The sequence below is a fragment of the Acinetobacter sp. C15 genome (genome assembly GCF_013420645.1).
GTDB classification, from domain to species: Bacteria; Pseudomonadota; Gammaproteobacteria; order Pseudomonadales; family Moraxellaceae; genus Acinetobacter; species Acinetobacter indicus.
In genome coordinates this window covers 95,701-122,197 of record NZ_VOXR01000004.1, presented here as the reverse complement: position 1 = coordinate 122,197, position 26,497 = coordinate 95,701, and the positions used below count along the sequence as shown (strand labels likewise).

The window sequence follows — 26,497 nt, the reverse complement described above, 5'->3', positions numbered from 1 at the left end:
TCATTTGATGTCCTTTTTATATATTTTCAATACTTAGATTTTCTTTTCTTCAATATTTAGCGCATTAATCGCCAATACCGCCTGGGTACGGTTTTGTACGCCCAGTTTACGGAAAATCGCCGTGACATGTGCCTTAATGGTCGCTTCAGAAACATCCAGTTCATAGGCAATCTGTTTATTCAGCAAGCCCTCAGCCACCATCATCAACACACGGAACTGCTGCGGCGTTAAGGACTGAATCCGCTCTGCCAGTGCAGTTTCATCGGCAGCACGCGGGTCAAAATTGACATTGGCCGGCAGGTTTGGCGGTAACCAGATTTCCCCTTCCAGCACCTGACGAATCGCTTCGCCAATATGGCTTGGATGGGCAGATTTTGGAATATAGCCCATGGCACCGTGCGCAATGGCACGCTGGATAATCGACACTTCTTCATGTGCCGACACCACAATAATCGGAATTGAAGGATATTGTGCACGCACATGCACCAGCGCCGAGAAACCCGAAGCGCCTGGCAAATTTAAATCGAGGAGAACAAGATCAGGTTCAGGTCCTTTTTCTAAACGTTCATAGAATTCATTGACTGCAGCAGTTTCATGAATTTGAGCTTGCGGTAAGCTATAGCGTACAGCCTGAATTAAAGCATGACGAAACAGCGGATGATCATCAACGATTAAAATATTCATAAGTGACGTGAGAGATCTTGTGCACAATGGCTCCTATTCTACCCATACAAATGCGGTTAAGGATATGCAAGAGTGAACTATTTTTGGCTTAAACGAGATTTTTTGTCCGATTATTCATATTTTCTTACATTTTCTTAAATCTGAGATAGGAAATCTGATTTTGATATAACATTTATCAGCCTGATTCAGATGCTTATCTGAGTCGCATATAAGTATAAATTTCAATTATTTATTTCATTAAATTTAGTTATTAATTGCTCATTTTAAAGTTATCTGAAAAACAGATAACTTTTCTGTATTTGCTTATTTTACAGGGTAATTCAACTATTGATTAATAACAGACATTCCGAGATCAACCACAATTCAGGTAAGCCTATGTCTGTTTTCAATTCAACCAAACCACTCAATATTGTCGCAGTATCGGGCGGCTTAAATCATCCATCTAAAACCGAAGCTTTGGTACAAGCCATTATTGATGAACTGGGCGAAGCCACCCCGATTCAGGTGCATTTTATTAAATTCAGTGAAATTGCCCCTTTGCTGGGCAGCGCGATTTACCGCAATCAACTGCCACAACGCATTCAGGATGATCTGGCTGCCGTTGAAGCGGCGGATGCGTTAATTGTCGGTACACCGGTATATCGCGCCTCCTTTACCGGTCTATTCAAACATTTCTTTGATTTTGTCGAACAGACTGCGCTGGTAGATGTACCGGTATTACTGGCGGCATCGGGGGGTAGTGACCGCCATGCCTTGGTGCTTGAACATCAACTGCGTCCTTTATTCAGCTTCTTTCAGGCGCAGACTTTGCCTATTGGTGTCTATGCCACAGATCGTGACTTTACCCCGGAATACACCATCCATAGCGAGGCCCTGCGTGACCGGATTACGTTGGCTGTGGCACGCGCCCTGCCCATTCTGGAATGGGCACCGGCCAAAGGCCAGCGCACCGAAGTGGTGAAAAGTAAAACCCAGCAGGCCAACCAGAACCTGGGCATTAATAAACAGATTGAGCAGGATGAAGTACTGCCTTCTGCTGCAGTACCTAGTCTGGATGCAGCAGAATCGCGTCTGCATCAGAACAAGGTCAAACCTCAAGTGGCGTAATCTGCTGACCCGCTGGCATCCTCTTCTTCCGAGTGTAGTCTTGGCCATTGATCCTGCGGATTTAGGCTTGCAGCAGCCTGGGTCCGCAAGCTTGCAGCGAAACATCGCTGCAATGCCGGATCAAATAAACACAACAACAGGCCCCTTATTTTTCCCTCAAGACTCGGCTTGAGGGATTTTTTCATTTTAAGCTCTGACTCACTGAAATGAGAATGAAGCGGTTTAAGTCTTAAGAATAAAAACTGGGATCTGGCACTTTGCCAGTCAGCACCCATTCGCCCAGTTCCTGATATTTATAATCCACCGGATCATGCAGGGTCTGGGTACGCACATTGCGCCAGAAACGATCCAGATTCAGCTGGGCAGTGGTGGCCCGATGCACCAGGCCTGCTGCACACTTTGCACGGCTTTATCCGCCAAAAGCCGGACACTTTCCAGCTGCAAATAAAACTCGGCGCAATGTCGTTGAATAAATGGATCATCCACCGCCTTCTCGACCCGCGATTTTGACCAGGCTTTTTGACCTTGCACGCTCTGAATCGCTGTTTCAAATGCCCCTTCGGCCACACCCAAAAACAGATGCACAAAAATCAGTTGTGCAATTAGCGGCCGCAAACTGGCATAAGGCGTACTTAGCGGTCCGGGATTCAGCAGCAATTCATGTTGATGAACACGCACCTGTTCAAAATGGGTCGTGCCGCTATCGGTCTGCCGCTGTCCCATATTGTGCCAGTCACCCAGAAAATGGACACCACTCCGGGTACTCGGAATCACCGCAATCAAAAGCCTGCCGGTCGCATCATAACCGGAACAGAGCAACAGGTCTGAATCGACCGAACCGGAGCAGAAGCTTTTATCGCCCTGAAACAGATATTCAGAATCTGCAACCGGTGTGACCGTGGTACGCCGATCCAGCGGATTCAGGGCATTGCCCCAAAACAGCTGCTGCTGAACTGTCTGTTGCAACCAGTGCTGATATTGTGCGGGCTGGGCGAACAGCTGCACGGTGGCAATCAGTAAATGATGAAATGCATAGACATGCGCCAAGGAGCTGTCCGCTTGTGCCAAAATCTGGACCGTTTTAAATATAGTCGACCAGGCGGCACCCTGCCCGCCATATTCTGTCGGAATTGATAAACTCAGCAAACCGCTACGGCGAATCAGATCACGCTCTGCTTTGGGATTACCGCCCTGCCGGTCACGTTCAGCAGCGGTCTGGGCAAACTGGCGGGCCAGTTGCCGGGCAATTTCCAGCGGGTCTAAAACAGTGGTCGTAGTCGGGTTCATCTGAAAATCATATCCTTGATCAATCGTAATACTGTGGATGGAGCGGGCTGTTGTGCTCGCATCGTGTCCAGCTATGCTACACGGCTTTCAGCATAAAAATACCGCCTGCGAGAGGCGGTATCTTAATATTTATTTTTAACGGCTGGCTTGCACCGTGGCAATCAGCTGATCTACCACTTGTGGTTCCGCCAGAGTCGAAGTATCGCCCAGACTATCCAGCTCATTGGCGGCAATTTTTCTCAAGATCCGGCGCATGATTTTACCGGAACGGGTTTTCGGTAAGGCCGGTGCCCAATGCAGCGCATCTGGAGTGGCCACCGGTCCCAGAATTTTCCGTACCCAGTTAACCAGTTCGGTACGCAGCTCATCACTTTCTTCCACACCGGCTTGCAGGGTAACAAAGGTACAAATGCCCTGACCTTTAATATCATGCGGTATGCCCACCACCGCGGCTTCGGCCACTGCATCATGTGCCACCAGCGCACTTTCAATTTCAGCCGTGCCCAGACGGTGTCCGGAAATATTCAGGACATCATCGACCCGGCCGGTAATCCAGTAATAGCCATCTTTATCGCGGCGCGCGCCATCTCCGGTAAAGTAACTGCCCGGATAGGTGGCAAAATAGGCTTCAATAAAGCGAGCCGGATCGCCCCAGATGGTGCGCATTTGCCCTGGCCAGGAATCCTTGATAATCAGGTTACCTTCGGCTTCACCTTCCAGCTCATTACCTTCAGCATCGACCAGGGCCGGTTGTACCCCAAACAGCGGACGCGTGGCCGAGCCCGGTTTCAGTGGCGTTGCGCCCGGCAGCGGCGACATCAGAATCCCACCGGTTTCGGTTTGCCACCAGGTATCCACAATTGGGCAGCGGCTTTCACCAACCACGGTGTAGTACCAGTTCCAGGCTTCCGGGTTAATCGGTTCACCAACCGAACCAAGCAGACGTAGACTGCTGCGGTCACTTTCCCGTACAAAGCTGTCGCCTTCACGCATCATGGCGCGAATCGCAGTGGGTGCGGTATATAAAATCGTGACGTTGTGTTTATCAATCAAATGCCCGGTGCGCGCCCAGGTCGGATATTGCGGCACCCCTTCAAACATCACTGTGGTGGTGCCATTCGATAATGGCCCGTAAATTACATAGGAGTGCCCGGTCACCCAGCCGACATCGGCGGTACACCAGAACACATCATCCTGTTTAATATCAAACACTTCACGGAAGGTACTGTTGACATAAGTCAGATAACCGCCGGTGGTGTGCAGCACCCCTTTCGGCTTACCGGTCGAGCCGGAAGTATATAAAATAAATAACGGGTCTTCGGCATTCATTGGCTCAGGCGGGCAAATTTCATTGACCGTCATGATTTCCATGTGATACCACAGGTCACGCCCGGCTTTCATTTCAATCGGGTTACCGGTCCGGTGGACCACAATCACGTTTTGCACCGACTCGGTACCGGCCACAGTAAGGGCCTGATCGACATTGGCCTTTAAATAAATCGGCTTGCCGCCGCGCATGGCCGAATCCGCAGTAATCACCAGTTTGGCCTGGCTGTCTTCAATCCGGCTGGCCAGCGAATCTGGAGAGAATCCACCAAACACCACACAATGCACCGCACCAATCCGGGCACAGGCCAGCATGGCAATGGCAGCCTCGGACACCATTGGCATATACAGCACTACGCGGTCGCCTTTGGTGACGCCATTTTTCTTCAGCACATTGGCAAAGCGGCAGGTTTCATCGTACAGCTCACGGTAGGAAATAATTTTATGCCGTGAAGGATGGTCACCTTCCCAAATAATTGCCGGTTTATAAGGATGTTCTTTTAAATGCCGGTCCAGACAGTTGGCACTGACATTGAGCTGGCCATCGGCAAACCATTCAATCTTGAAATTGTCCGGATCAAAATTGGTATTTTTGACCTGGGTAAACGGTTTAATCCAGTCCAGACGCTTGGCCTGCTCGGCCCAGAACTCGTCGGGTTGTTCAATGGATTGCTGATAACGTTCGAAATATTCTGCCTCGTTGGTACGCGCAGTTTTCTTAAATTCTTCGGGTACAGGATAGATCTCATTCATATTATACTTCCTTGATCTTCTCTCATCTCATCACGAGATGTATGCCACATTCTTCATTTTTTATTTCTGCATATCAGCAGTATGACGCTTATTTTTTCTCCACTACAATCATGCTTTGGTCGTAGCGATTGATTTAATTTTAAGCACAGATACACCAGCAGATTCAATGTCTTTGCCGTACTTTTCAGTATAAAAGCAGTAGCTTTATCTATAAAAACAACCCGCTTGCAGTCAAAACCGCAGTGTACTTTGCAAAAATCGGCAGCGCGCTTGCAGAATATTTATTAAAATCCGGCCGGATTTCAGGCAAAATACGATTTTATTGCTGAGGACTGGCAGATTCGTGGCCGAAGAAAAAACCCAACTGGGCGAAGTCACCCAAGAAACTTCCGAGCTGATTCAACAGGCCACGGAAAAAACCACCCAGAAAGTCATTGAACATACCCATAAATACAATGATGCTTATTCTGCTATTGATAAAATCATGGAAGGCTTCTGGGAGCGTGTGCCCTATTTCCTGATCGCGCTTGGCGTGATTCTGATTTTCTGGCTGATTGCCCAGTTATTTAAGTTTTTTGTGAAAAAAACCTTATCCAACCGCAGTTATACCCGGCAGAATCTGGTGCTGGTACTGAACCGGGTTGGCAGTTCGGTGATTATCTTCTTCGGTTTCTTAATTGGTCTGGTGATTGCCATTCCTGGTTTTACCCCAAGCCAGCTGATGAGCGCCCTCGGGATTGGTTCGGTTGCCATTGGCTTTGCCTTTAAGGATATTTTCCAGAACCTGCTTTCCGGCGTACTGATTTTACTGAGCGAGCCCTTTAAAATTGGCGACAGCATTCTGGTGAATGGACTGGAAGGTACGGTCGAAGATATCCAGATTCGCGCGACCTTTTTACGCTCGGCCGATGGTCGCCGCATTGTGATTCCCAATGCCACGGTCTATACCAGCGCCATTACCGTCAATACTGCCTTTCCACGCCGCCGCTGCGAATTTGTGGTCGGTATTGGTTATGAAGATGACATCCAGAAAGCCAAAGATCTGGTGATGTGCATTCTGAAACGTGACCCGACCATTCTGACCCAGCCTGAATTTAGCGTCAATGTCGATGCACTGGCCAATTTCTCGGTCAATTTACGCGTGCAATGGTGGATTAACACCAGTGAAACCAATAGCGCGGCATCTATCAGTAAAATTCAGGAAGAAGTCATTCAAAGCTTTGCCGAACAGGGCATTTCTATTCCTTACCCGGTGCAGGAAGTGAAAGTCTATCGCGGTGATCCATCGGTGGCAGACAGCTCAGAGGCTAAATAAACGTCCCAGCACATACGGAATCACAGTTTCTGTACGGATAATCCGGTTGCCCAGACTTACTGCCTGGCAGCCGTTGTGTATCAAAAGATCGACCTCATAAGGAATAAAACCGCCTTCCGGCCCAATCACGATGCTACAGGGATGCTGAATCGCGGCAGGCATGCGCATCTCTGCATAGGGATGTGCCACATAGGCGGGACAATCGGCGCTGATCAGACCCGGTAAAATATCTTCAACAAAAGGTTTAAAGCGTTTGTACAGTTCAACTTTTGGTGCAATGGTATCGCCGGCCTGCTCCAGCCCCAGTTCAATATAATGCTCCAGCTGCTGTAAAAATGGCGTCTGCCAGTAGCTTTTATCGACCCGAAAGCTATGGATCAGGATAATTTTTTCTACCCCGACTGTGACTGCATCCATAATTAAACGGCGCAGCACTTTCGGCCGTGGTAAAGCCACAATTAACGTCACTGGCAATTTTGCTGGCACGGCTTCTTCTTTTAACGGTTTTAGGCGAACCGTTTTGTCTGTAATTTCGATAATTTCCGTGAGATACCGTTTGCCTTCACGAATCCCAACTTTCAGGGTATCACCAACCTGAATATCCAGATGCTGTTGCAAATGCGCTAACTGCCGCGTTGAACTAATCGACCACAATTCAGATTCAGTTTGGCGAGGATCAAGAAGAACAATATTCATAAGAAAATAACTCAACAAATCCATCACTGGATAGGCAGAAACGTCATCCACAACGGTCCGGGACAGGACTCCTTTTGCCTTATCTAGGTTCAGCGATATCTCTGTAAAAAGATGGTATATGACGAGTTTTGTGGATGACCAATAGTTTTGCTGCTTTTACCAAAACAAAAGTAAAAGAAAGCAGAGTTCCTGACATTAAATCGATAAAGATAAGGCTCAGTTTTAGGCTGATCTCCTAAATCCATGAAAATCAGCTTCTTTACCCATCAGAATATCATCAAAGATATTGATCAATCACCGAAATATGCTTTGCCAGTGAACCCTGATTCTGCTGCATAATCTTTTGTGCTGCGGTATTTAAAGCCAGTGCTTTGGAGGAATCCGATAAGATCTCCAGCATGGTCTGTGCCGCTTGTTCAGCATTCTCTACCACCTCCACCGCTTGAGCGTCGAGAAACTCATCGACAATAGTCTGGAAATTAAAATAATTCTTGCCCAGAATGGTCGGCACATGCAGCGCAATCGGCTCCAGAATATTGTGTCCACCGCCCGGTTCATTTAAAGAACCACCGACATAACAGGCCTGACTCAGACCGTACCAGAGCCACATTTCGCCCATTGAATCGGCCAGATAGACTTGGGTATTCGCTTCAATACTTTGTCCTAAACTGCGGCGTTGGGTACGCAAACCCAAAGCCTGTGCCACGTGAAAGACCTCATCAAAACGTTCCGGATGACGCGGTACCACAATACAGACCAGCGCCGGATCTGCCATCAGGGCTGGTTTTAACGCAGCCAGCACGTCTTTTTCTTCTGGAGCATGGGTGCTGGCCAGTGTGATCACTTTACGGCCTGCCAGCTGCCAGTCCTGCTGCAACATGTTGGCCTGTTCAATAAAGGCCGGCGGCGCACTAATATCAAACTTGATACTACCCACCACCTGAGTCTGTTCAGCAACTGCACCCAGTGCTACAAAGCGGCTATGTGAGGCCTGATCTTGCACCAACAGCTGCGTCAAACCCTGCAACATCGCCCGGGTCAGGCCGGAGACTTTGGCATAGCCTTTGGCCGATTTTTCGGACAGACGCGCATTCAGCAACAGGCACGGCACATGGAAGTTTTGGGCCTGATCAATCAGGTTCGGCCACAGCTCGGTTTCCATTAACAGCAATAATTTCGGCTGATACTTCTGATAAAAATCGGCAATCAGATGTTTCTGGTCGGCTGGCAAATACACTGCCTGAAACAGCGCCTCATGCGGTGCTTTCAGAAAGAGAGATTTAGCGCGTGCCTGTCCGGTTTTGGTGGTGTTGGTGACCAGCACCGGATGACCGGCTTTTAAATAATGCTCAATTAAAGGCTGGGCCGCATTGGTTTCTCCAACCGAAACCACATGAAACCAGATGGCATGTTTGTTTTTGGGGGTCTGAAACGGACCAAAACGCTCAAGCAATTCCTGTTGTAGTTGTTCAGGACTTTCTGCACGCTTGCGAATACGTGACTGATATAAAGGCTTGATCAGTGTCAGTGCCGCGTTGTACCAAAAAGGAGTAGCCAAATGTTGCCCCGAAATTGAGTGAATCGGCAAAATATAACAGAGCCACATCGACATGTTAACCGATGTAGCTCATTTTCAGATTATTCTATTGTGCTTAAAACTTTTACTTCGGCCAAAGTCGGGTAATCAATATAACCCTCAGCCGCCTGACTGCCGATCATATTTTCCAGTTTTAGCTCGTTCAGCGGTGCATCTTGCAACAGACGCTCGTATAGGTCCGGATTGGCAATATAGGCCTTACCAAAAGAGACCGCATCTGCTTTACCTGAGGCTAAAAGTTCAATAGCATCCTCACGGCTCAAGCGCATGTTGGCAATATACGGCACGCCACCTGAACGCTGTTTCATATATTCAGAAATGCTGTCTTCAGCCAGATATTCACGGGTAAAGAAAAACGCGATCTGACGTTTGCCCAGCTGCTCCATAGCATAACCAAATGTTTCACGTGGATCATCATCACCCATGTCATGCTCGTCACCACGTGGTGCCAGATGTACACCAACACGATCTGCGCCCCAGACTTCGATCAAGGCATCCACCACTTCCAGCAGGAAACGGACCCGGTTTTCAACAGAACCACCGTATTCATCTTCACGCTTGTTGGTCTTGGTTTGCAGGAACTGGTCAATCAGATAACCATTGGCGCCATGCAACTCTACTCCATCAAAACCGGCGTCTTTGGCACGAATAGCAGCTTGCTTATATTGCTCGGTAATGGCATGAATTTCTGAGATTTCCAGCGGACGTGGAAGAACATAAGGGCGCTTAGGACGTAACAGGCTGACATGACCGGCCTGTTGTACTGAGCTCGCAGATACCGGTGTTTCACCATTTAACAGCTCTGGATCAGAAACACGTCCCACATGCCATAGTTGGGCAACGATTAAACCACCCTTCTCATGTACAGCATTGGTTACCAGTTTCCAGCCTTCGACCTGTGCATCTGTAAATAGACCAGGTGTATTGCGGTAACCATTGGCTTCTTCAGAAATAACTGTCGCTTCAGAAATGATCAGGCCTGCACTTGCACGTTGGGCATAGTACTCAGCCATCATCGCGGTTGGGACACGCTCATCAGTTGCACGACTACGGGTTAAAGGTGCCATGATGACACGGTTTTTTAATTCAAGCGCACCCAGTTTCAGGGGGGTATTTAATTCAGCCATACTGACTCCGACCTCTAGATATGTTTTAGAGGTGTTGTTGTAGATGTTCGATGTACTGCTGAATCAAAGCTTCGTTGCGGGAGAAATATGACCATTGCCCATGTTTAGTAGCAGTAATTAATCCCGCCTGCTGTAACACGGACAAATGATTGGACATGGTAGACTGCGAAACTTGCCCTAATTTTTCAATCTGGCCCGCACAAACACCACGCTGAAAGCCGCCACATTCTTCGGCAGACAGAAACTGCTCTGGTGTTTTTAACCATTCCAGAATTTGCCGGCGTGTGGGATTTGCCAGTGCTTTAAAGATCAGATCAAAGTCCATAGTCACATCACATAGTCGTGCGCAACAAAGCTGATTGCAGCATTTATCCCAGTATATCGTATTTTTTCGATTTATATATCGAATATTTTAGATATAAGAGTCACAAACTGTATCTGCTTTGCTACGCAGAGAGTTAAAAGGTCTGCTTACAGGCCTTGTTTCAAGCTTGCTTCAATAAATTTATCCAGATCACCATCCAGAACTGCACCTGTATTTGAATTTTCAACACCAGTACGTAAGTCTTTGATACGTGAGTCATCCAGTACATAAGAACGGATCTGGCTGCCCCAGCCGATATCTGACTTGGAATCTTCAAGCGCTTGCGCAGCTTCGTTACGTTTGTTCATCTCCAGTTCATAGAGTTTGGCACGTAACTGTTTCCAGGCATGGTCACGGTTGGCATGTTGTGAACGCTGGTTCTGACAGGCCACCACAATACCGGTTGGAATGTGGGTTAAACGCACGGCAGAGTCAGTTTTGTTAATGTGCTGACCACCAGCACCCGATGCACGATAGGTATCGGTACGGACATCTGACGGATTGATTTCAATTTCAATATTGTCATCTACTTCAGGTGAAACGAACACTGCAGAGAATGACGTATGACGGCGGTTACCCGAGTCAAATGGTGACTTACGCACCAAACGATGGACACCCGATTCAGTCCGCAACCAGCCATAAGCATACTCGCCTTCTACACGAATAGTCGCAGATTTAATCCCGGCCACATCACCGTCTGATTCTTCCATCAGCTCGGCCTTAAAGCCATGACGCTCAATCCAGCGCATATACATACGTAGCAGCATTGAAGCCCAATCCTGTGCTTCGGTACCGCCAGAACCGGCCTGAATTTCCACATAACACGGGTTCGGATCCATTGGATTGTTAAACATCCGGCGGAATTCAAGTTTTGCCAGCTCTTCTTCAGCGGCGCTCAATTCGGCCTGCACATCTTCCAGCATGGCTTCTTCATCGGCTTCCACCGCCAGATCCAGCATCGCCTGTGCATCTTCGAGCTGTGTTGCCAGACCGTCTAATACATTCAGGACGTTCTCAAGCTCGCCTTTTTCTTTGGCCATGGCCTGAGCACGACTTTGGTCATTCCAGATGGCCGGATCTTCCAATTCACGGAGAACTTCTTCTAAACGCTCTTTTTTAAGATCGTAGTCAAAGATACCCCCGTAGTGTTTGACCACGTTCGTTCAAGTCTTTTAGCTGGTTTAGATAAGGATTAATTTCCACGTGAATGCTCTCAAAAAATATCGATAAAACCCGTGTATTGTAGCATAGAGCCTATCAGGAGTAAGAGGCGCCTGCATCCGCTCAGCTAAAATGATGGATATAAATTTAGACGGCCGTGATGAACCGAACCTACAGAACCCAGCAAACTAGAAGAAAGATCAAAAAAAACCACGTTTAAAATTCGGTTTAATTGCCCGTTCTGGGCTTTCGAATTGATAAAAATGAAATTTTTCATCTTTCGCAAAAGGGTTTTACAAAGCCACATCATAACTTATAATACAGCGCAAAAATTATACAAATTGACCTAAATTCACAGAATCTCCATACTTTTAATAAAACATAACATTAATTATTTTCTATTATTTATCAATATCTTAAAATTAATCAATTACACAATATTACAGCTGAAACAATGCGGTAACTTTTGCTGGATTGACCAAAATTTTATTTGGCCTAGACTGAAGTTGTAACAAAAAATTAAACAGTCAACCTGATTTCAGAGGGGTAAGATCCATGAAAAAACTAGCAATTGCTTCAGCACTTTTATCTGTATTCGCAGTCGCAGGTACAGCACATGCATACCAAGCTGAAATTGGTGCTTCTGCAGGATTAATTGATCCAGATCATGGCGGCACAAGTGGTTCTTTTGGTGTAGATGGTACCTATTACTTTAACCCTGTTCAAACGCGTAATGCGCCTTTGGCAGAAGCAGCCTTCCTTGATCGTGCCAGCAACGTAAGTGCGCAATATCAATATGATGAAGTAGGTGATGGTGAAGCGCATCGTTATGGCGTAGGCGCTGAGTACTTTGTACCAAACTCAGATTTCTACTTGAGCGGTAATGTTAATGGTCATGATTTAAAAGACAATGATGACTTCGACAATGACTTGACCACCTATGGTGCAGAAGTGGGTTATTTACCTGCACCAGGCTTATTAATTGCAGCTGGTGTAAAAGGTTGGGACAATGACCATGATGACGGTGTAGACCCTACCTTACGTGCCAAATATGTCACCACTTTAAGCAATGGTAAAGACATTAACCTTGAAGCCGGTGCAGCGTTCGGTGATCTGGACGAATATAACTTAGCAGCAGATTACTACATTGATAAAACCCTAAGTATCGGTGCAGATTATTACAACAATGATCTGAACGACAACAGCGAGTTTGGTATCAATGCCCGTAAATTCTTCACCCCACAAGTCAGCCTTGAAGGTCGTGTCGGTTTCGGTGAAGCAGGTAGCAACGACTACAACCGCTTTGGTGTAGCAGCGAAATACCGCTTCTAATCTGTATAGAAACGCATAAATCGTAAAAAAACCCATCTTCGGATGGGTTTTTTGCACTGATAAGAAGCATTTAGGTAGTTTTTGCACATTGACTGAGCGAATATAAACTGTACAATTTGTTACAACTGTTCATCAAACAGTCATATTTTTATAACAAAGAGAGAACTCTAAATGCTTAAACAACTTGCTCTTGCTACAGCGCTTATTACCAGCCTAGGAACTGCACACGCTTATCAAGCTGAAATCAACGCTGGATATGAAAATACAGATATCGACAACTTAGGTGATGTAGATACATTTTCTATTGGTGGAAAATACTATTTAAATGGGGTTCAAGTTAAAAATTCTCCGCTTGCCGAGGCAGCTTTTTTAGGTAAAGCAAGTAACATTGGTTTAGCGTATGCAAATGCTAGCACTGAAGATGAAGGTGCTGAACTTGAAATTGATACGGTAGGTATCAATGGTGAATTTTTTATTCCGAATTCTCAATTCTATGTTGCAGGTAGCATCAATCGTACAGAAGTTACTGTAGAAACAGAGTTCGGCACAGCATCTGATGACAATACTGGTTATGCTATTGAAGCAGGTTATTTACCTATCAATGGCTTACTTTTAGCTGCTGGCGTTTCAAAAGAAAATATTGATGCTCAACAAGCAGCTAAAAAAGGTTTTATTAATACTCTGAGTACGTCTACTGCCTTAGCTGACGATACTGCTGTGACGCTACGCGCTAAATATGTAACTTTAGTAGGCAACCATTATGCAAACTTCGAAGCTGCAGCTGGTTTCGGTGATGAAACAGCGTATGGTGTAGCTGCTGATCTTTATATTGATCCAACCTTAAGTGTTGGTGTATCAGTGAATGATGCGACTTTAGATGATTTTGATGCTGTATTCTCAGTTCGTGCTCAAAAATTCTTTACTCCAGCAATTGCTGCAGGTGTAAATTACACAACAACTGATGGTGCAGACTCAATCGGTATCAACGGTACATTCCGCTTCTAATCTTTTAGATTAAAAGTAAAAAACCGCTCACTTGAGCGGTTTTGTTATTGTTGTAAATGTAAAATCCGCAGCTGTAAGCTGACATTGCCATTAAATTCATTGCGTTCCAGCTCATAGACCAAATGCACGCTATCCAGCATCGGGTCAAATGCAAATTTATCTTTGGCGCTAAAAGCAATTGCATCTAATACCTGCCCGTTATTTAAAGCCAGACGCAGCTTTAAATGGCTATCCTTTAACCAGCGATAATCCACAATCTGAAATTGCCCCTCAAAAATTGGCGGTGGAAATTTCTGCCCCCACGGCGCCAAGTGCTGCAAGGTATGCACAGTTTCTAGATGAAAATCCTCTACCGGCAATTCACCATCGGTCCATAAGGTGGCCTGAAACAGCTCAGGGTCCATGCTGGCAATCAGCTGTTCAAAAATCTGCCTAAATTCCTGAAAATGAACTTTTTGAATGGTCAGTCCGGCCGCAGCTGCATGTCCACCAAAATGGCTGACCAAATGTGGATACTGCTCGGCTACCTGTTCAATCGCATCACGGATATGAATACCATCAATGGAACGTGCCGACCCTTTAATATGAATACCATCTTCATCAGCCGCAAACACAATACTCGGGCGATGGAACTGTTCTTTCAGCCGACCTGCGACAATACCAATCACCCCTTGATGCCAGTGCGGCTCAAACATGATTAAGGCCGCAGGCAGTTCGCTAGCATCGAGCTGGATTTTTTCCAGTTCCTGCAATGCTTCCTGCTTGATCTGCCCTTCAACCTGACGACGCTCTACATTTAACTGGTTTAACTGTTCAGCGAAGCGATAAGCAGTTTGTGCATCATTGGCCAGCAGACATTCAATACCAATATCCATGGTTTCCATTCGGCCCGCGGCATTAATCCGTGGTCCCAAGACAAAACCTAAATCCTGGGCTTTTAGGCTGGCGGCCTCTCGTCCGGCTATATCGAGCAGCGCCGAAATTCCCGGCCGACACAGATGTTGCTGGATTTTTTTCAGTCCAGCATCGACCAGAATACGGTTGTTATAGTCCAGACTGGCCACATCGGCATAGGTGCCCAAAGCCACCAGATCCAGATATTGGGTCAGGTTGCTGCTGGATTTGCCTTGTTTTTTACGATAACTGGACAGGTTGGCCAAGACATAAAATGCCACCCCAACACCGGCCAGTGCTTTACTTGGAAATTCGCAGCCGAGCTGGTTTGGATTGACTACCGCATCCGCCGCTGGTGTAGCTTTGGTGGTCAGGTGATGGTCGGTAATAATAACCTGCATACCATGCGCTTGCGCCTGTTCCACGCCGGCATGACTGGAAATACCATTATCAACGGTAATTAATAAATCAGGCTGAAAACGGGTAAAGGCCAGATCGGCAATTGCCGGAGTCAGGCCATACCCATATTTAAACCGGTCCGGCACCAGATACTGCACTTTGGCACCCAATTCACGCAAGGCCAGTACCATTAAGGCGGTACTAGTGGCACCATCGGCATCATAATCACCGACAATGACAATCTCTTTGTGCTCGTCAATGGCCTGATCCAGAAGCTGAATGGCCTGATCCAGCCCTTTCATGGTCGGCGCCAGCAAGTGTTTCAGCTTCAGTTCCAGTTCCTGCTCGGATTGCACACCACGTCGCGCCAAAATCTGGGCAATCAACGGCGTCACGCCCTGAAAACTTTCAGGGCGTGTCAGAAAAGGTCGTTGTTTAATCTGTATATTCGACATTTAAGGCATCAATCGTTGCAGTGTCCATGCCCCATCGGTTTTTTCATAACTTAAACGGTCATGTAAACGATTCGGGCGCCCCTGCCAAAATTCATAATAATCCGGTTCCAGACGATAACCGCCCCAGAATTCCGGCTTGCTCAGTACATCCTGCTCACCCACCTGGGCAGCAAGCTGTGCAAAACGCTGTTGCAATGCTTCACGACTGGCAATCACACCACTTTGCGGGGTACTGATATGCGCCGCAATCTGGCTGTCACGTGGACGCTTGTTATAGTACAGATGCGACTCTTCCTCCGGAATTTTACTCACCCGGCCGCTAACCCGAATCTGGCGTTCCAGTTCCGGCCAGTAAAACAGCAATTCCGCATAAGGATTTTCCAGTAAGTCGGTGCCTTTCTGGCTGTCATAGTTGGTATAAAAGTCATAACCAAGTTCGGTTGCACCGCGCAGCAGCACGGTACGCACATGCGGACGACCCTGCGCATTGGCTGTAGCCAGAGACATGGCATAGGGTTCATGCAGCTTGATTTCCAGCGCATGATTAAACCAGTTTAAAAACTGCTGATGCGGATCAGCCAAAGCGGCTGACTCATGCAGCTCACCTTTTTGATAGCTTAAACGTAATTCACTTAAGTCTTTAATTAAATCAGACATCTATACTCCCCTTAGGCAGCAATCGCATGATGACGCACGGCATCGGCCAGCTGGTTGGCCAGTACGGTCACTTCCTGCTGGTCATCCCCTTCGACCATTACACGAATTACCGGTTCAGTGCCTGACTTACGAATCAGGATACGGCCACGACCTTGCAGCTGTGCTTCTGCTTTGCCAAATTCTTCCACTAAAGCAGGCACGGCATACGGGTCAAACATGGCCTCTAAACGCACATTTACCAACACTTGCGGGAACAGTTTAAAATCGGCAACCAGCTCATGCAGGGCTTTACCCTGCTCTACCATGACGGTCAGAACCTGTAATGCGGCAATAATCGCATCACCAGTGGTGCTTTTATCCAGAGTCAGGACATGGCCCGATGGCTCACCGCCGATATTCCAGCCATTTTCCTCAAGCGCCTGCAACACATAGCGGTCACCAACTTTGGCGCGAACAAACTCGACTCCAGCTTTTTCTAACGCCAGTTCCAGTGCCATATTGCTCATGACAGTTCCGGCAATACCTGCCGGTTTGTTTTTGGCCTGCGTCGCCAGAATATAAAGGATATGATCACCGGTGATCTGCTCACCATTTTTGTCGACCATAATTACCCGGTCAGCATCGCCATCAAAGGCAATGCCCAAATCCGCCTGATGTTCTACCACCGCCTGCTGTAACTGTTCCGGATGGGTCGAACCACAATCTTCATTAATATTCAGACCATCTGGGGTGTTATATAGCGGAATGACCTTGGCACCCAGTTCTTTAAATACCGCCGGACCGACGTTATAGGCTGCACCATTGGCACAATCGACCACAATTTTTAAATGGTTCAGATCAAAGTGATAAGGAAAGGTCGATTTACAGAATTCGATATAACGTCCGGCAGAGTCTTTAACGCGGAAGCTTTTACCCAGATTGGCGTTATCTTCAATCTGAATTTCATTTTCGAGTTCTTGATTAATCGCTTCCTGCAGTTCATCGGGCAGTTTTTTGCCTTCGCTGGAGAAGAATTTAATCCCGTTATCAAAATACGGGTTATGCGATGCAGAAATGACAATGCCCAGACTGGCATGTAAGGCACGGGTTAAATGCGCAATCGCGGGGGTCGGTAGCGGCCCCAGTAAATGCACATAAATGCCGGCAGCGTTCAGACCGGCCTGTAACGCCGATTCCAGAATATAACCTGACAGACGGGTATCTTTGCCCAGTACCACAATCGGTTTATTTTTCTTGCTGTATTTTTTTAAAACTTTACCTGCCGCGAAACCTAGTTTCAATGCAAACTCTGGTGTAATTGGAAGCTCCCCAAACTTGCCACGTATACCATCGGTTCCAAAATAACTCATGTCTTACTCACTTCTTATAGGGTTATGGTGATTTTCATCATCCTGTTTCAACACGCTTACTTTACACCAAAATTAAAAAAGCCGTCACATTTATGACGGCTTTTCTATAAGGCGAATTACCAAAAATCAACCAACGCGATAGTTCGGTGCTTCTTTGGTAATGGTCACATCATGCACGTGAGATTCAGACATACCGGCTGCAGTAATCTTCACGAATTTGGCATTCTGACGCAGGTCTTCAATGGTTGAAGAACCGGTATAACCCATTGATGAACGTAAACCACCCATCATCTGATGCACGATATTACCCATTGGGCCTTTGTACGGTACGCGACCTTCAATACCTTCTGGCACCAGTTTTTCAGCACCGGCTTTAGAGTCCTGGAAGTAACGGTCTGCAGAACCGGTTGCACCCGCCATGGCACCCAATGAGCCCATACCACGATAAGCCTTGTAATAACGGCCCTGGAAGAATTCAACTTCGCCCGGTGCTTCTTCAGTACCAGCCAGCAGTGAACCGACCATAATCGTGCTGGCACCTGCGCCAATCGCTTTGGCCATATCGCCAGAGAAACGGATACCACCATCCGCGATCAATGGAATCTGTTCTTTTAATGCATTTGCTACAGAGTCAATCGCCGAGATTTGCGGCATACCAATACCGGCCACAATACGGGTGGTACAGATAGAACCCGGACCAATACCGACTTTCACTGCATCTGCACCGGCATCTAATAACGCAAGCGCAGCATCACCCGTTGCGATGTTACCACCAATGACCTGCACTTGCGGATAGTTCTGTTTTACCCAGCGTACGCGTTCAATTACACCGGCAGAGTGACCGTGTGCAGTATCGACTACAATCACGTCCACACCAGCTTCAACCAGCGCTTCTACACGGCTTGGGGTTTCTACACCGGTACCGACTGCAGCACCTACGCGTAAACGACCGAGGTCATCTTTACAGCTGTTTGGATAAAGTTCGGCTTTACGGAAATCGGTGACCGTAATTAAACCACGCAGTTCGTTGTTCTCACCCACCACCAGTACTTTTTCAATACGGTGCTGTTGCAACAGTGCCTGGATATTTTCTTTTGATTCGCCTTCACGCACCGTCACCAGACGGTCCTGACCGGTCATGATGTTGCTGACCGGCTGCTCCAGATTGGTTTCAAAGCGTGTATCACGACCGGTGACGATGCCCACCACTTTGCCATCTTTCACCACAGGAACACCGCTGATGTTGTTGGCTTGAGTTAAGGCAATCAGTTCACGTACTGTGGTTTCTGGGGTCACAGTGATCGGGTCTTTGACCATACCGGCTTCAAATTTTTTCACACGACGTACTTCAGCCGCCTGCGCTGCGATATCCATGTTTTTATGCAGGATACCAATACCGCCATTTTGCGCCATTGCAATGGCCATACGGGATTCAGTCACCGTATCCATGGCTGCAGACACAAGAGGAATATTCAGATTAATGCCGCGAGTTAAACGTGTCTTTAGAGAGACATCTTTTGGGAGGACAGTTGAGTAGGCAGGGAGTAATAAGACATCATCGAAGGTTAGCGCTTCTTGAACGATGGTCAACATAACAGTCTCACTGGTAATTTCCGTGCGCTATTATAAACAAATCTGGCTATAAATTTCATTTGTTATTGCATAAATAATTATTTATTCCGCACATCCTGACAATTCGGATGAGTTTGCTGATGAAAAAAGCAGGCCGTGGCCTGCTTTTCTACGATAACAGCATCTGGATGCTGAAGTCTTTAACTGACCCGGTCAAAATCCGGGTCCTGGCCATCATTGGCCGCTTCGACCAGCACTAAAGGAATCAGGTTATGCGCACGGCGTGCCTTATTGCACTGCTCATCGGCAATCTGTACCTCTTTGCAACTGGAACTGCGCTGCTCGTACATAGAGCAGCTGACCTGTTGTCCGACCGTTCCCTCCAGCGCGATACAGCGCGGATTGGCCTGATTGGTCCCTTTCATGCATGAATAGAGGGCATTTACCGGTTCAGTATAATGCTCAGGCATGGGAATGCCTTCTGCCCAGTAAAATGAAACTCTAAAATAGGTGCAGCATGCGCCGCAGCTAAGACACGCATCTGAGGAAGCAACTTGAGACAACATTGTTAAAATTCTCGTCATCAAAAAAGAGTTTTTTGGGGAAGAAAATATAAAAAATGTTGTTTTTACACTCAAGTTATTTTTTCAGTTTTTTACGCGATTTTCAGCTTAAGTTGGGCAGGTAAATACCGACTCATCCATCAGGTCGACACCGCATTCCAGCGTTTCAATCCAGTCCAGGAACTGGTTAATCTGCTCCTTGCCTACAAACGCGGTACCATGCTGCGGCACAATCATTTCGACATCCATTTGACGCACCATATTCACCCATAAACGGATGACTTTATTGGCACACATATAACGCTGATGGAAAGCTTTCATTTTTGGAATATGCGCGGCAAAGTTTTCTAACGGCTTGGACGCATCTTCGACCATTGAAGCGCCCATATCACCGGAAAACAGGATTTTAGCCACCGGATCATAAAACTGGAAATTACCGACCGAATGCAGGAAGTGCGCAGGAATGGCGACAATGGATGCCTGTCCCAGTGGAATCACCTGGCCATGATCAGGCAGTTCAATCAGACGCTCCAGCCAGTTGCCTTTCATCCGGTCACTCATAAAGGCCGAGTTCAAGTGTGGCAAGAAACGCGCCCACAGTTTCGAAGCCACCACTTTGGCATCGGTATACACCAGCCAGCGCGGCATTGAGGTAATAATATCCGGGTCCTGATGCGACGCCATCACATAGTCCAGATTGGTCAGGCGGGTATATTTATTCAGTTCCATGGTCAGCGGCACATAAGTCAAATCGCCGCCCGGATCCAGAACCGCGGCACGGTCATTGTCCAGAATCAGAAACTGGTTGGCCTGTACACCCTCACCTTTGACCAGACTGGTGAAACTGATACATTTATGCGTGCCATTATCAAATAATACTTGTGATGTGGTGCGATCGAACGCCATACCTTGTCCCCAAAAAAATCTTATCTTTACATTAAATTTTTAATTCCCTATAAAATAAAGGGTATTCCGCCAACTTACAATCAATATACAATTTAACTTTCAACTATTTTGTAGAAGCACAGGTCAGGTTCAGGCCATAAAAAAGCCCAACCAGGAAGATTGGGCCAAAATCAGTAGCAGCCTTTAAAAGAAATAATATTGCAGCAATGTACTCACCCCAATGATCAGGAAAATCAGCGCGCCAATTTTATGAATCAGGGATACCGGTAATTTCTCTGCCATTTTATTGCCGATAAATACTGCCGGCGCATTGGCAATCATCATCCCCAAGGTGGTGCCAATCATCACCCAGAAAATACTGTCGAAACGCGCGGCCAGGGCTACAGTTGCAATCTGGGTTTTATCACCAATTTCTGCCAGGAAGAACAGAATAAAGGTGGCACCAAACACTCCGTATTTCTGCCATTTGTTGATGCTTTCATTTTCATCATCCAGCTGATCCGGAATCAGCATCCAGATCGCCATTCCAATAAAACCGAGTGCCAGAATCCAGCGCAGAATTTCAGGACTTAAAATGGTGGTAATCCATTGCCCCAAGGCTGCAGACAAACCGTGATTGATCAGGGTGGCGGCCAGAATCGCCAGCAGAATTGGCAGCGGTTTACGGAAGCGGGCCGCCAGTAACAGGGCCAACAGCTGGGTTTTATCGCCCATTTCGGCCAAAGCGACAATTGCAGTTGAGATCAGGAATTCATACATGATGGATTTCTCTGGCTAGCACACATACCAATGACCTATCCCTCCTGCTAGCCAAATCTGCAGAGTGATAAATCAAAGGTCTTGCCAACAAAAGAAAGCTTGAGAAAAGCATTTTGGTTCTTTGCTATGATGACCATGCCCTGTTGAGCAAATATGTTGACCATCACCTTTTTACTTTGCGTAAAAAGCGGCTACTCCCCAATGAAGTGCTGTTATTGTAATCGGCCACAGAAAAAACTCAAGTACCAAACGCAAAAACCCTGCCGAAGCAGGGTTTTCAACTTTGCGTGTTCTCTGTCACAGAGACACACCAAGCGGCGTTTTAGATTAACAAAGTCCGGATATCTTTGAGCAGTTTGGTCAGCTTGTTGGTAAAGCGGGCTGCATCTGCGCCATTAATCACACGGTGATCATAAGACAGCGACAGTGGTAGCATTAAGCGTGGATCAAAGCCTTCGCCATTCCAGACCGGTTGCATGGTGGCTGGAGAAATCCCCAGAATTGCCACTTGCGGCCAGTTCACCAGCGGCGTAAAGGCGGTACCACCAATTGCGCCAAGGCTGGAAATGGTAAAGTTGGCGCCTTGCAGGTCTTTCGGTGACAACTTCTTGTCACGCGCTTTTTGCCCCAACTCGCCCAGTTCAACTGCAATTTGCTTAATTGATTTTTGGTCTGGATTACGCAGTACCGGTACCGTCAGGCCATCTGGTGTTGCCACCGCGATGCCCATATGGATTTCATTACGTAGCAGCACAGACTTGCCATCATCAGACAAATGACCGGCAAACTCGCGCTCTTCTTTCAGCAAGTAGGCCACTGCCTTAATGATAAAGGCCATAATGGTCAGGCTGATGCCCTCTTTCTTGAAGTTGCCTTTCAGCTCATTGCGCCATGCTTCCAGTTCAGTGATGTCTGCTGCATCAAACTGGGTCACTTGCGGAATGTAGTTGTTTAAAGACAGCTGTGGAATGGACACTTGCTGCAAGCGGGTTAAAGCTTTCTCTTCCACACCACCAAACGCATCGAAACTTGGCAGTTTCGGCAAGCCTGATGGTGCTGCTGCCACCGCTGCGGCTGCCGGAGCAGTTTGCGGTGCTGTCAGACGCGACTTCACATAGGCCACCAGGTCTTCTTTCATGACCCGTGCATGTGGACCGGAAGCTTTGACATCGGCCAGGATGACACCCAGTTCACGTGCCAGTTTACGCACTGCAGGACCAGCATATACTTTCGAGTTCGCTGCATTTTGCTCTTTGGTGAGCTTGTCTGCAGTATGCGTGCTCGGTACAGCGCTTGATGCCGGTGCGGCTGGCGCAGCAGGTGCGGCTTTTTGTGCTGGCGCTTCAGCTTTTGCTGCTGCTTGCGGTGCAGGTGCTGCCTGTCCTTCCGCCTCAATGGTCACCAGCGCAATGCCTTCCGACACACTCTGACCCAGCTCGACATGAATCGCCTTGATTACACCGGCGGCGGTACTTGGCACTTCAACCGTGGCCTTGTCCGATTCCACCACAATAATACTTTGATCTTTTTCGACCGTATCACCGACCTGAACCAGAATTTCTGCAACCGCGGCTTTATCAACCCCTAAATCCGGGACCTTCACTTCGACATCACCCGCCGGTGCTGCAGAAGCTGGTGCTGCTGGTTCAGCTTTGGCTTCAGGCGCCGCCTGAGCAGCGGGTTGCTGTTCGGCTTGAGCTTGCGACTGTTCAGCTGCTGGTGCTGCCTCTGCCGTGGCCACGGTCAGAATCACCACACCTTCTTTGACGCTATCGCCAGCCTGAATCTCAATAGAGGCCACCGTACCCGATACCGTACTTGGCACTTCCACCGTGGCTTTGTCCGATTCCACCACCACAATGCTCTGATCGACATCAATCTGATCGCCGACCTGAACCAGAATTTCACCAACCAGCGCTTTTTCTACACCAATATCCGGCACTTTCACTTCAACGGTTACAGCGCTGCCAGCCGCTGCTGTCTGGTTTTGCGAGGCTGCCGCAGGTTGATGGCTGCTCACTTCCGCAATAATGTCCTGATCAGACAATGAGGTCGGGGTATTTTCCGACGTTTTTTGCGGTGCATCGGCCAGTTGTGGTTCAACGGTTTGTGAGGTCCCGTCTTCGGCTTCCAGCTCAATCAGTACTGCGCCTTCTGCGACTTCATCACCCTGATTGACCAGAATGCTTTTCACCACCCCGGCTGAAGTGCTTGGCACTTCAACAGAGGCTTTGTCGGATTCCAGCAACACAATACTGTCATCGACCGCAATGCTATCGCCGACCTTGACCAGAATTTCGGCCACGGTGGCTTTATCTACACCAATATCAGGAGTCGTAATGTGCATGATTAGTTCTCCTCTTTGTAGTCAGCCACAGCGTGCAGCTCAGGCGTAGCCTGTGGTGCCCACGCGACCGGACGGTCGGTATCCAGCTCAAAGCTTGAAATGGCATCTTTGACCAGACGCGCATCAACTTCGCCTTCATCGGCCAGTTTCTTCAAGGTTGCCACCACAATGTGCGCGGCATCGACACCAAAGTAGCTACGCAGGTTGGCACGCGTATCCGAACGGCCATAACCATCTGTACCCAGAGCCACAAACGGACGGCTGTCTGGCAGATAAGCACGGATCTGTTCGCTATAAGCACGCATATGGTCAGTTGCAGACACCACAATACCATCCGTACCACGCAGCTGTTTCGATACCCACGGCTCTTTGGCTTCTTCCGCCAGCGGATGCAGACGGTTGTATTCTTCGCATGCCATACCATCACGTGCCAGTTCGTTGAAGCTGGTCACGCTGTAGACATTGGAGTGAATCTGATATTCCTCACGCAGGATTTTCGCGGCTTTAATCACTTCACGCAGAATTACACCTGAACCAAGAAGCTGAACCGTGGCTTTTTCATCTTCTTCAAGCAGATACATACCACGCTTGATGCCTTCTTCAACGCCCTGCGGCATTTCAGGATGCTCGTAGTTCTCGTTCATAACCGTCAGGTAATAGAACACACGCTCCTGATTGACATACATGCGCTGTAAACCGTCATGGACGATAACCGCCAGTTCATAACCGAAACATGGGTCATAAGAGACACAGTTTGGAATGGTATTGGCCAGAATGTGCGAGTGACCGTCCTGATGCTGTAAACCTTCACCATTCAGAGTGGTACGGCCTGCGGTTGCACCGAGCAAGAAACCTTGCGCCTGTGCATCACCGGCTGCCCAGGCAATGTCGCCAATCCGCTGGAAACCAAACATCGAGTAGTACATGTACATCGGAATCATTGGCAGGTTATTGGTCGAATAACTGGTCGCCAACGCCGCCCAGGCACTCATCGCACCGGCTTCGTTAATCCCTTCTTGCAGCATGTGACCGTCTTTGGCTTCACGGTAATGCATCAATTGTTCCTGGTCTTCCGGGGTATATTTCTGGCCGTGTGCGGCATAAATACCCAGTTGACGGAACATACCTTCCAGACCGAAGGTACGCGCTTCATCTGGAACAATTGGCACCACGCGGTCTTTAATGGCTTTTTCTTTTAACAGTGCAGAGATCAGACGCACCATCACCATGGTGGTCGATTGTTCTTTACCGTTTGAACCTTTTAGCACTGCATCAAACACCGACAGCTCAGGAATCGCGAGAGACTCGCTGTCTTTACGACGTGCCGGCAAGTAGCCGCCCAGTGCTTCACGACGCGCCTTCATATATTTAATTTCAGGCGAGTTTTCACTTGGACGATAGAATGGTACTTCTTCCAGCTGCTCATCGGTAAATGGCAAGTTGAAACGGTTACGTACATATTTCAGTGATTCAAGCTGCATTTTCTTGATTTGGTGAGTTTTGTTCACCGCTTCAATTTCTTCAGACAGACCATAGCCTTTTACGGTTTTGGCCAGAATCACGGTTGGCTGACCTTTGGCTTTGGTCGCTTCGGTATAGGCGGCAAATACCTTGTACGGGTCGTGACCGCCGCGGTTCAGATTATCAATATCTTCATCGCTTAAGTTTTTCACCAGCTCTTCAGCTTCCGGATAACGGCCAAAGAAGTGCGCACGGGTGTAAGCACCACCTTTCACCTGATAACGCTGATAGTCACCATCAACCGCTTCTTCCATCACTGCTTTCAGCGCGCCAGATTTATCTTTATCCAGTAGCGGGTCCCAATGACGGCCCCAGACCACTTTAATTACACGCCAGCCTGCGCCGCGGAACAGTGATTCCAGTTCCTGAATAATTTTACCGTTACCACGTACCGGGCCATCCAGACGCTGCAGGTTACAGTTCACCACCCAGATCAGGTTGTCGAGCCTTTCACGACCGGCCAGCGAGATTGCACCCAGGCTTTCCGGTTCGTCCATCTCGCCATCGCCCAGATAAGCCCAGACTTTACGGTCTTCTTCTTTGATCAGGCCACGGTTCATCAGGTATTTTTGAATATGCGCCTGATAGATTGACATGATCGGACCCAGACCCATGGATACGGTCGGGAACTGCCAGTAGTCTGGCATCAGGTATGGGTGTGGGTAAGATGGCAGACCTTTACCACCCACTTCACGGCGGAAATTATTTAAATGCTCTTCCGTCAGACGGCCTTCAAGGAAAGAACGTGCATAGATACCCGGAGCACAGTGACCTTGATAATAGATCATGTCGCCGCCAAAGTTATCGCTATTGGCACGGAAGAAATGGTTAAAGCCGACATCATAAAGGGTGGCAGAAGAAGCAAAACTGGCCAGGTGACCACCAAGGTCATCGCCCGTTTTGTTGGCACGCAGCACCATTGCCAGTGCATTCCAGCGAATCAGGGCGCGGATACGACGTTCCATATCCTGATCACCCGGCAGTGGTGGTTGCTCTTCAACGGAAATGGTATTTAAATAAGGCGTATTTAGACGCTGAATGGGAACGTGTTTCGCGATTGCCCGTTGATAAAGTTTTTCTAATAAAAATGCAGCACGCTCGGTTCCCATGTGCTGCAAAACTGAATCAAACGCGTCCTGCCACTCTTGAGTTTCCTGCGCGTCGGTATCACCATAATACGCCATAGTCGGTCATTCCTGAATCCTAATTATATGGTTTATATGTACCATATTTCTGCTTTCTACAGGTATGGCCATCGGTGAATACGACTTTAGACTACTATTTCGAGAAAAAATATCTATTGATGTTTTATTACCCAAAA

20 protein-coding genes, 1 pseudogene and 1 riboswitch are annotated in these 26,497 nt (G+C 47.7%); of the genes and pseudogenes, 4 read left to right on the top strand and 17 right to left on the bottom strand.

Annotated features, from left to right (window positions below):
• Nucleotides 1-33: 33 nt before the first annotated feature.
• Entirely contained in the window at nucleotides 34-684 is a 651-nt protein-coding gene (locus FTT63_RS03010; protein WP_005180757.1) for a response regulator transcription factor, read from the bottom strand.
• A 375-nt stretch (nucleotides 685-1,059) separates the two neighbouring features.
• Between FTT63_RS03010 and msuE the strand changes: the two genes are divergently transcribed.
• Nucleotides 1,060-1,791, top strand: a complete 732-nt coding sequence (msuE, locus tag FTT63_RS03005) for an FMN reductase (RefSeq protein WP_180191984.1) — start codon at nucleotides 1,060-1,062, stop codon at nucleotides 1,789-1,791.
• A 232-nt stretch (nucleotides 1,792-2,023) separates the two neighbouring features.
• On the opposite strand, the pseudogene FTT63_RS03000 reads toward msuE, so the two are convergent.
• Nucleotides 2,024-3,045: pseudogene (locus tag FTT63_RS03000) on the bottom strand (hypothetical protein); the annotation flags it as partial.
• 168 nt (nucleotides 3,046-3,213) lie between these two features.
• Nucleotides 3,214-5,157: an acetate--CoA ligase gene (gene acs / locus FTT63_RS02995; RefSeq protein ID WP_180088602.1), complete on the bottom strand. Its 1,944-nt coding sequence runs from the start codon at nucleotides 5,155-5,157 to the stop codon at nucleotides 3,214-3,216.
• Nucleotides 5,158-5,500: 343 nt separating this feature from the next.
• Here acs and FTT63_RS02990 point away from each other — a divergent pair, with 343 nt between their 5' ends.
• On the top strand, nucleotides 5,501-6,472 hold the full coding sequence (locus tag FTT63_RS02990; protein WP_168370793.1) for a mechanosensitive ion channel family protein: 972 nt from the start codon (nucleotides 5,501-5,503) through the stop codon (nucleotides 6,470-6,472).
• Here the strand turns inward: FTT63_RS02990 and FTT63_RS02985 are convergent.
• The 5 genes from FTT63_RS02985 to prfB all read right to left on the bottom strand — a co-directional run bounded on the left by FTT63_RS02985 (nucleotide 6,458) and on the right by prfB (nucleotide 11,459).
• Nucleotides 6,458-7,168, bottom strand: a complete 711-nt coding sequence (locus FTT63_RS02985; RefSeq protein WP_163145395.1) for a 16S rRNA (uracil(1498)-N(3))-methyltransferase — start codon at nucleotides 7,166-7,168, stop codon at nucleotides 6,458-6,460. The two genes, FTT63_RS02990 and FTT63_RS02985, sit on opposite strands and share 15 nt — an antisense overlap.
• 277 nt (nucleotides 7,169-7,445) lie before the next feature.
• Nucleotides 7,446-8,726 (bottom strand): 3-deoxy-D-manno-octulosonic acid transferase, encoded by a 1,281-nt coding sequence (locus FTT63_RS02980; RefSeq protein ID WP_180191983.1) that lies wholly within the window; start codon nucleotides 8,724-8,726, stop codon nucleotides 7,446-7,448.
• A gap of 80 nt (nucleotides 8,727-8,806) precedes the next feature.
• Nucleotides 8,807-9,892, bottom strand: coding sequence for an alkene reductase (locus tag FTT63_RS02975; RefSeq protein WP_180191982.1), 1,086 nt, complete (start codon nucleotides 9,890-9,892; stop codon nucleotides 8,807-8,809).
• Nucleotides 9,893-9,917: 25 nt separating this feature from the next.
• The gene (locus FTT63_RS02970; protein ID WP_005180779.1) at nucleotides 9,918-10,217 is read right to left on the bottom strand and encodes a helix-turn-helix transcriptional regulator; all 300 of its coding nucleotides are present in this window, start codon (nucleotides 10,215-10,217) and stop codon (nucleotides 9,918-9,920) included.
• Between the two features lie 146 nt (nucleotides 10,218-10,363).
• Nucleotides 10,364-11,459 (bottom strand): peptide chain release factor 2 gene (prfB, locus tag FTT63_RS02965; RefSeq protein ID WP_180191981.1). Its coding sequence is split into 2 segments (ribosomal slippage): nucleotides 10,364-11,386 and nucleotides 11,388-11,459, totalling 1,095 coding nucleotides; the frame shifts between segments, so codons are not numbered across the junction.
• A 513-nt stretch (nucleotides 11,460-11,972) separates the two neighbouring features.
• On the opposite strand from prfB, the gene FTT63_RS02960 reads away from it, so the two are divergent.
• Nucleotides 11,973-12,749, top strand: a complete 777-nt coding sequence (locus FTT63_RS02960; RefSeq protein ID WP_016658747.1) for a putative porin — start codon at nucleotides 11,973-11,975, stop codon at nucleotides 12,747-12,749.
• Nucleotides 12,750-12,920: 171 nt separating this feature from the next.
• Entirely contained in the window at nucleotides 12,921-13,754 is an 834-nt protein-coding gene (locus FTT63_RS02955; protein WP_180191980.1) for a putative porin, read from the top strand.
• A 44-nt stretch (nucleotides 13,755-13,798) separates the two neighbouring features.
• Here FTT63_RS02955 and recJ read toward each other — a convergent pair whose 3' ends face one another.
• The 9 genes from recJ to aceE form a co-directional block, all read right to left on the bottom strand.
• A complete protein-coding gene (gene recJ / locus FTT63_RS02950; protein ID WP_180191979.1) occupies nucleotides 13,799-15,502 on the bottom strand; it encodes a single-stranded-DNA-specific exonuclease RecJ in 1,704 nt (567 codons plus the stop codon).
• A complete protein-coding gene (pdxH, locus tag FTT63_RS02945; RefSeq protein WP_005180791.1) occupies nucleotides 15,503-16,159 on the bottom strand; it encodes a pyridoxamine 5'-phosphate oxidase in 657 nt (218 codons plus the stop codon). It lies immediately after the preceding gene.
• Between the two features lie 11 nt (nucleotides 16,160-16,170).
• Nucleotides 16,171-17,508 (bottom strand): phosphoglucosamine mutase, encoded by a 1,338-nt coding sequence (glmM, locus tag FTT63_RS02940; RefSeq protein ID WP_104471919.1) that lies wholly within the window; start codon nucleotides 17,506-17,508, stop codon nucleotides 16,171-16,173.
• Between the two features lie 126 nt (nucleotides 17,509-17,634).
• Nucleotides 17,635-19,101 (bottom strand): IMP dehydrogenase, encoded by a 1,467-nt coding sequence (gene guaB / locus FTT63_RS02935; protein ID WP_005180795.1) that lies wholly within the window; start codon nucleotides 19,099-19,101, stop codon nucleotides 17,635-17,637.
• 179 nt (nucleotides 19,102-19,280) lie between these two features.
• Nucleotides 19,281-19,646 (bottom strand): YkgJ family cysteine cluster protein, encoded by a 366-nt coding sequence (locus tag FTT63_RS02930; protein WP_075167288.1) that lies wholly within the window; start codon nucleotides 19,644-19,646, stop codon nucleotides 19,281-19,283.
• Between the two features lie 105 nt (nucleotides 19,647-19,751).
• Entirely contained in the window at nucleotides 19,752-20,549 is a 798-nt protein-coding gene (locus tag FTT63_RS02925; protein WP_005180798.1) for an MBL fold metallo-hydrolase, read from the bottom strand.
• A 183-nt stretch (nucleotides 20,550-20,732) separates the two neighbouring features.
• On the bottom strand, nucleotides 20,733-21,308 hold the full coding sequence (locus tag FTT63_RS02920) for a TMEM165/GDT1 family protein (RefSeq protein ID WP_016658743.1): 576 nt from the start codon (nucleotides 21,306-21,308) through the stop codon (nucleotides 20,733-20,735).
• 71 nt (nucleotides 21,309-21,379) lie between these two features.
• A riboswitch (yybP-ykoY riboswitch) is annotated at nucleotides 21,380-21,520 on the bottom strand.
• 110 nt (nucleotides 21,521-21,630) lie between these two features.
• The gene (locus tag FTT63_RS02915) at nucleotides 21,631-23,655 is read right to left on the bottom strand and encodes a 2-oxo acid dehydrogenase subunit E2 (RefSeq protein ID WP_168381591.1); all 2,025 of its coding nucleotides are present in this window, start codon (nucleotides 23,653-23,655) and stop codon (nucleotides 21,631-21,633) included.
• Between the two features lie 2 nt (nucleotides 23,656-23,657).
• The gene (aceE, locus tag FTT63_RS02910) at nucleotides 23,658-26,360 is read right to left on the bottom strand and encodes a pyruvate dehydrogenase (acetyl-transferring), homodimeric type (protein ID WP_180191978.1); all 2,703 of its coding nucleotides are present in this window, start codon (nucleotides 26,358-26,360) and stop codon (nucleotides 23,658-23,660) included.
• Between the last annotated feature and the right edge of the window lie 137 nt (nucleotides 26,361-26,497).

Bases quoted from the DNA above. Each gene is read 5' to 3' on its own strand.
- FTT63_RS02955 (WP_180191980.1), top strand. From the start codon at position 12,921: ATGCTTAAACAACTTGCTCTTGCTACAGCGCTTATTACCAGCCTAGGA.
- FTT63_RS02915 (WP_168381591.1), bottom strand. From the start codon at position 23,655: ATGCACATTACGACTCCTGATATTGGTGTAGATAAAGCCACCGTGGCC.
- FTT63_RS02925 (WP_005180798.1), bottom strand. From the start codon at position 20,549: ATGGCGTTCGATCGCACCACATCACAAGTATTATTTGATAATGGCACG.
- aceE (WP_180191978.1), bottom strand. From the start codon at position 26,360: ATGGCGTATTATGGTGATACCGACGCGCAGGAAACTCAAGAGTGGCAG.
- glmM (WP_104471919.1), bottom strand. From the start codon at position 17,508: ATGAGTTATTTTGGAACCGATGGTATACGTGGCAAGTTTGGGGAGCTT.
- FTT63_RS02985 (WP_163145395.1), bottom strand. From the start codon at position 7,168: ATGAATATTGTTCTTCTTGATCCTCGCCAAACTGAATCTGAATTGTGG.
- acs (WP_180088602.1), bottom strand. From the start codon at position 5,157: ATGAATGAGATCTATCCTGTACCCGAAGAATTTAAGAAAACTGCGCGT.
- FTT63_RS02975 (WP_180191982.1), bottom strand. From the start codon at position 9,892: ATGGCTGAATTAAATACCCCCCTGAAACTGGGTGCGCTTGAATTAAAA.
- FTT63_RS02930 (WP_075167288.1), bottom strand. From the start codon at position 19,646: ATGTTGTCTCAAGTTGCTTCCTCAGATGCGTGTCTTAGCTGCGGCGCA.
- FTT63_RS03010 (WP_005180757.1), bottom strand. From the start codon at position 684: ATGAATATTTTAATCGTTGATGATCATCCGCTGTTTCGTCATGCTTTA.
- FTT63_RS02970 (WP_005180779.1), bottom strand. From the start codon at position 10,217: ATGGACTTTGATCTGATCTTTAAAGCACTGGCAAATCCCACACGCCGG.
- recJ (WP_180191979.1), bottom strand. From the start codon at position 15,502: ATGTCGAATATACAGATTAAACAACGACCTTTTCTGACACGCCCTGAA.
- msuE (WP_180191984.1), top strand. From the start codon at position 1,060: ATGTCTGTTTTCAATTCAACCAAACCACTCAATATTGTCGCAGTATCG.
- FTT63_RS02960 (WP_016658747.1), top strand. From the start codon at position 11,973: ATGAAAAAACTAGCAATTGCTTCAGCACTTTTATCTGTATTCGCAGTC.
- pdxH (WP_005180791.1), bottom strand. From the start codon at position 16,159: ATGTCTGATTTAATTAAAGACTTAAGTGAATTACGTTTAAGCTATCAA.
- guaB (WP_005180795.1), bottom strand. From the start codon at position 19,101: ATGTTGACCATCGTTCAAGAAGCGCTAACCTTCGATGATGTCTTATTA.
- FTT63_RS02920 (WP_016658743.1), bottom strand. From the start codon at position 21,308: ATGTATGAATTCCTGATCTCAACTGCAATTGTCGCTTTGGCCGAAATG.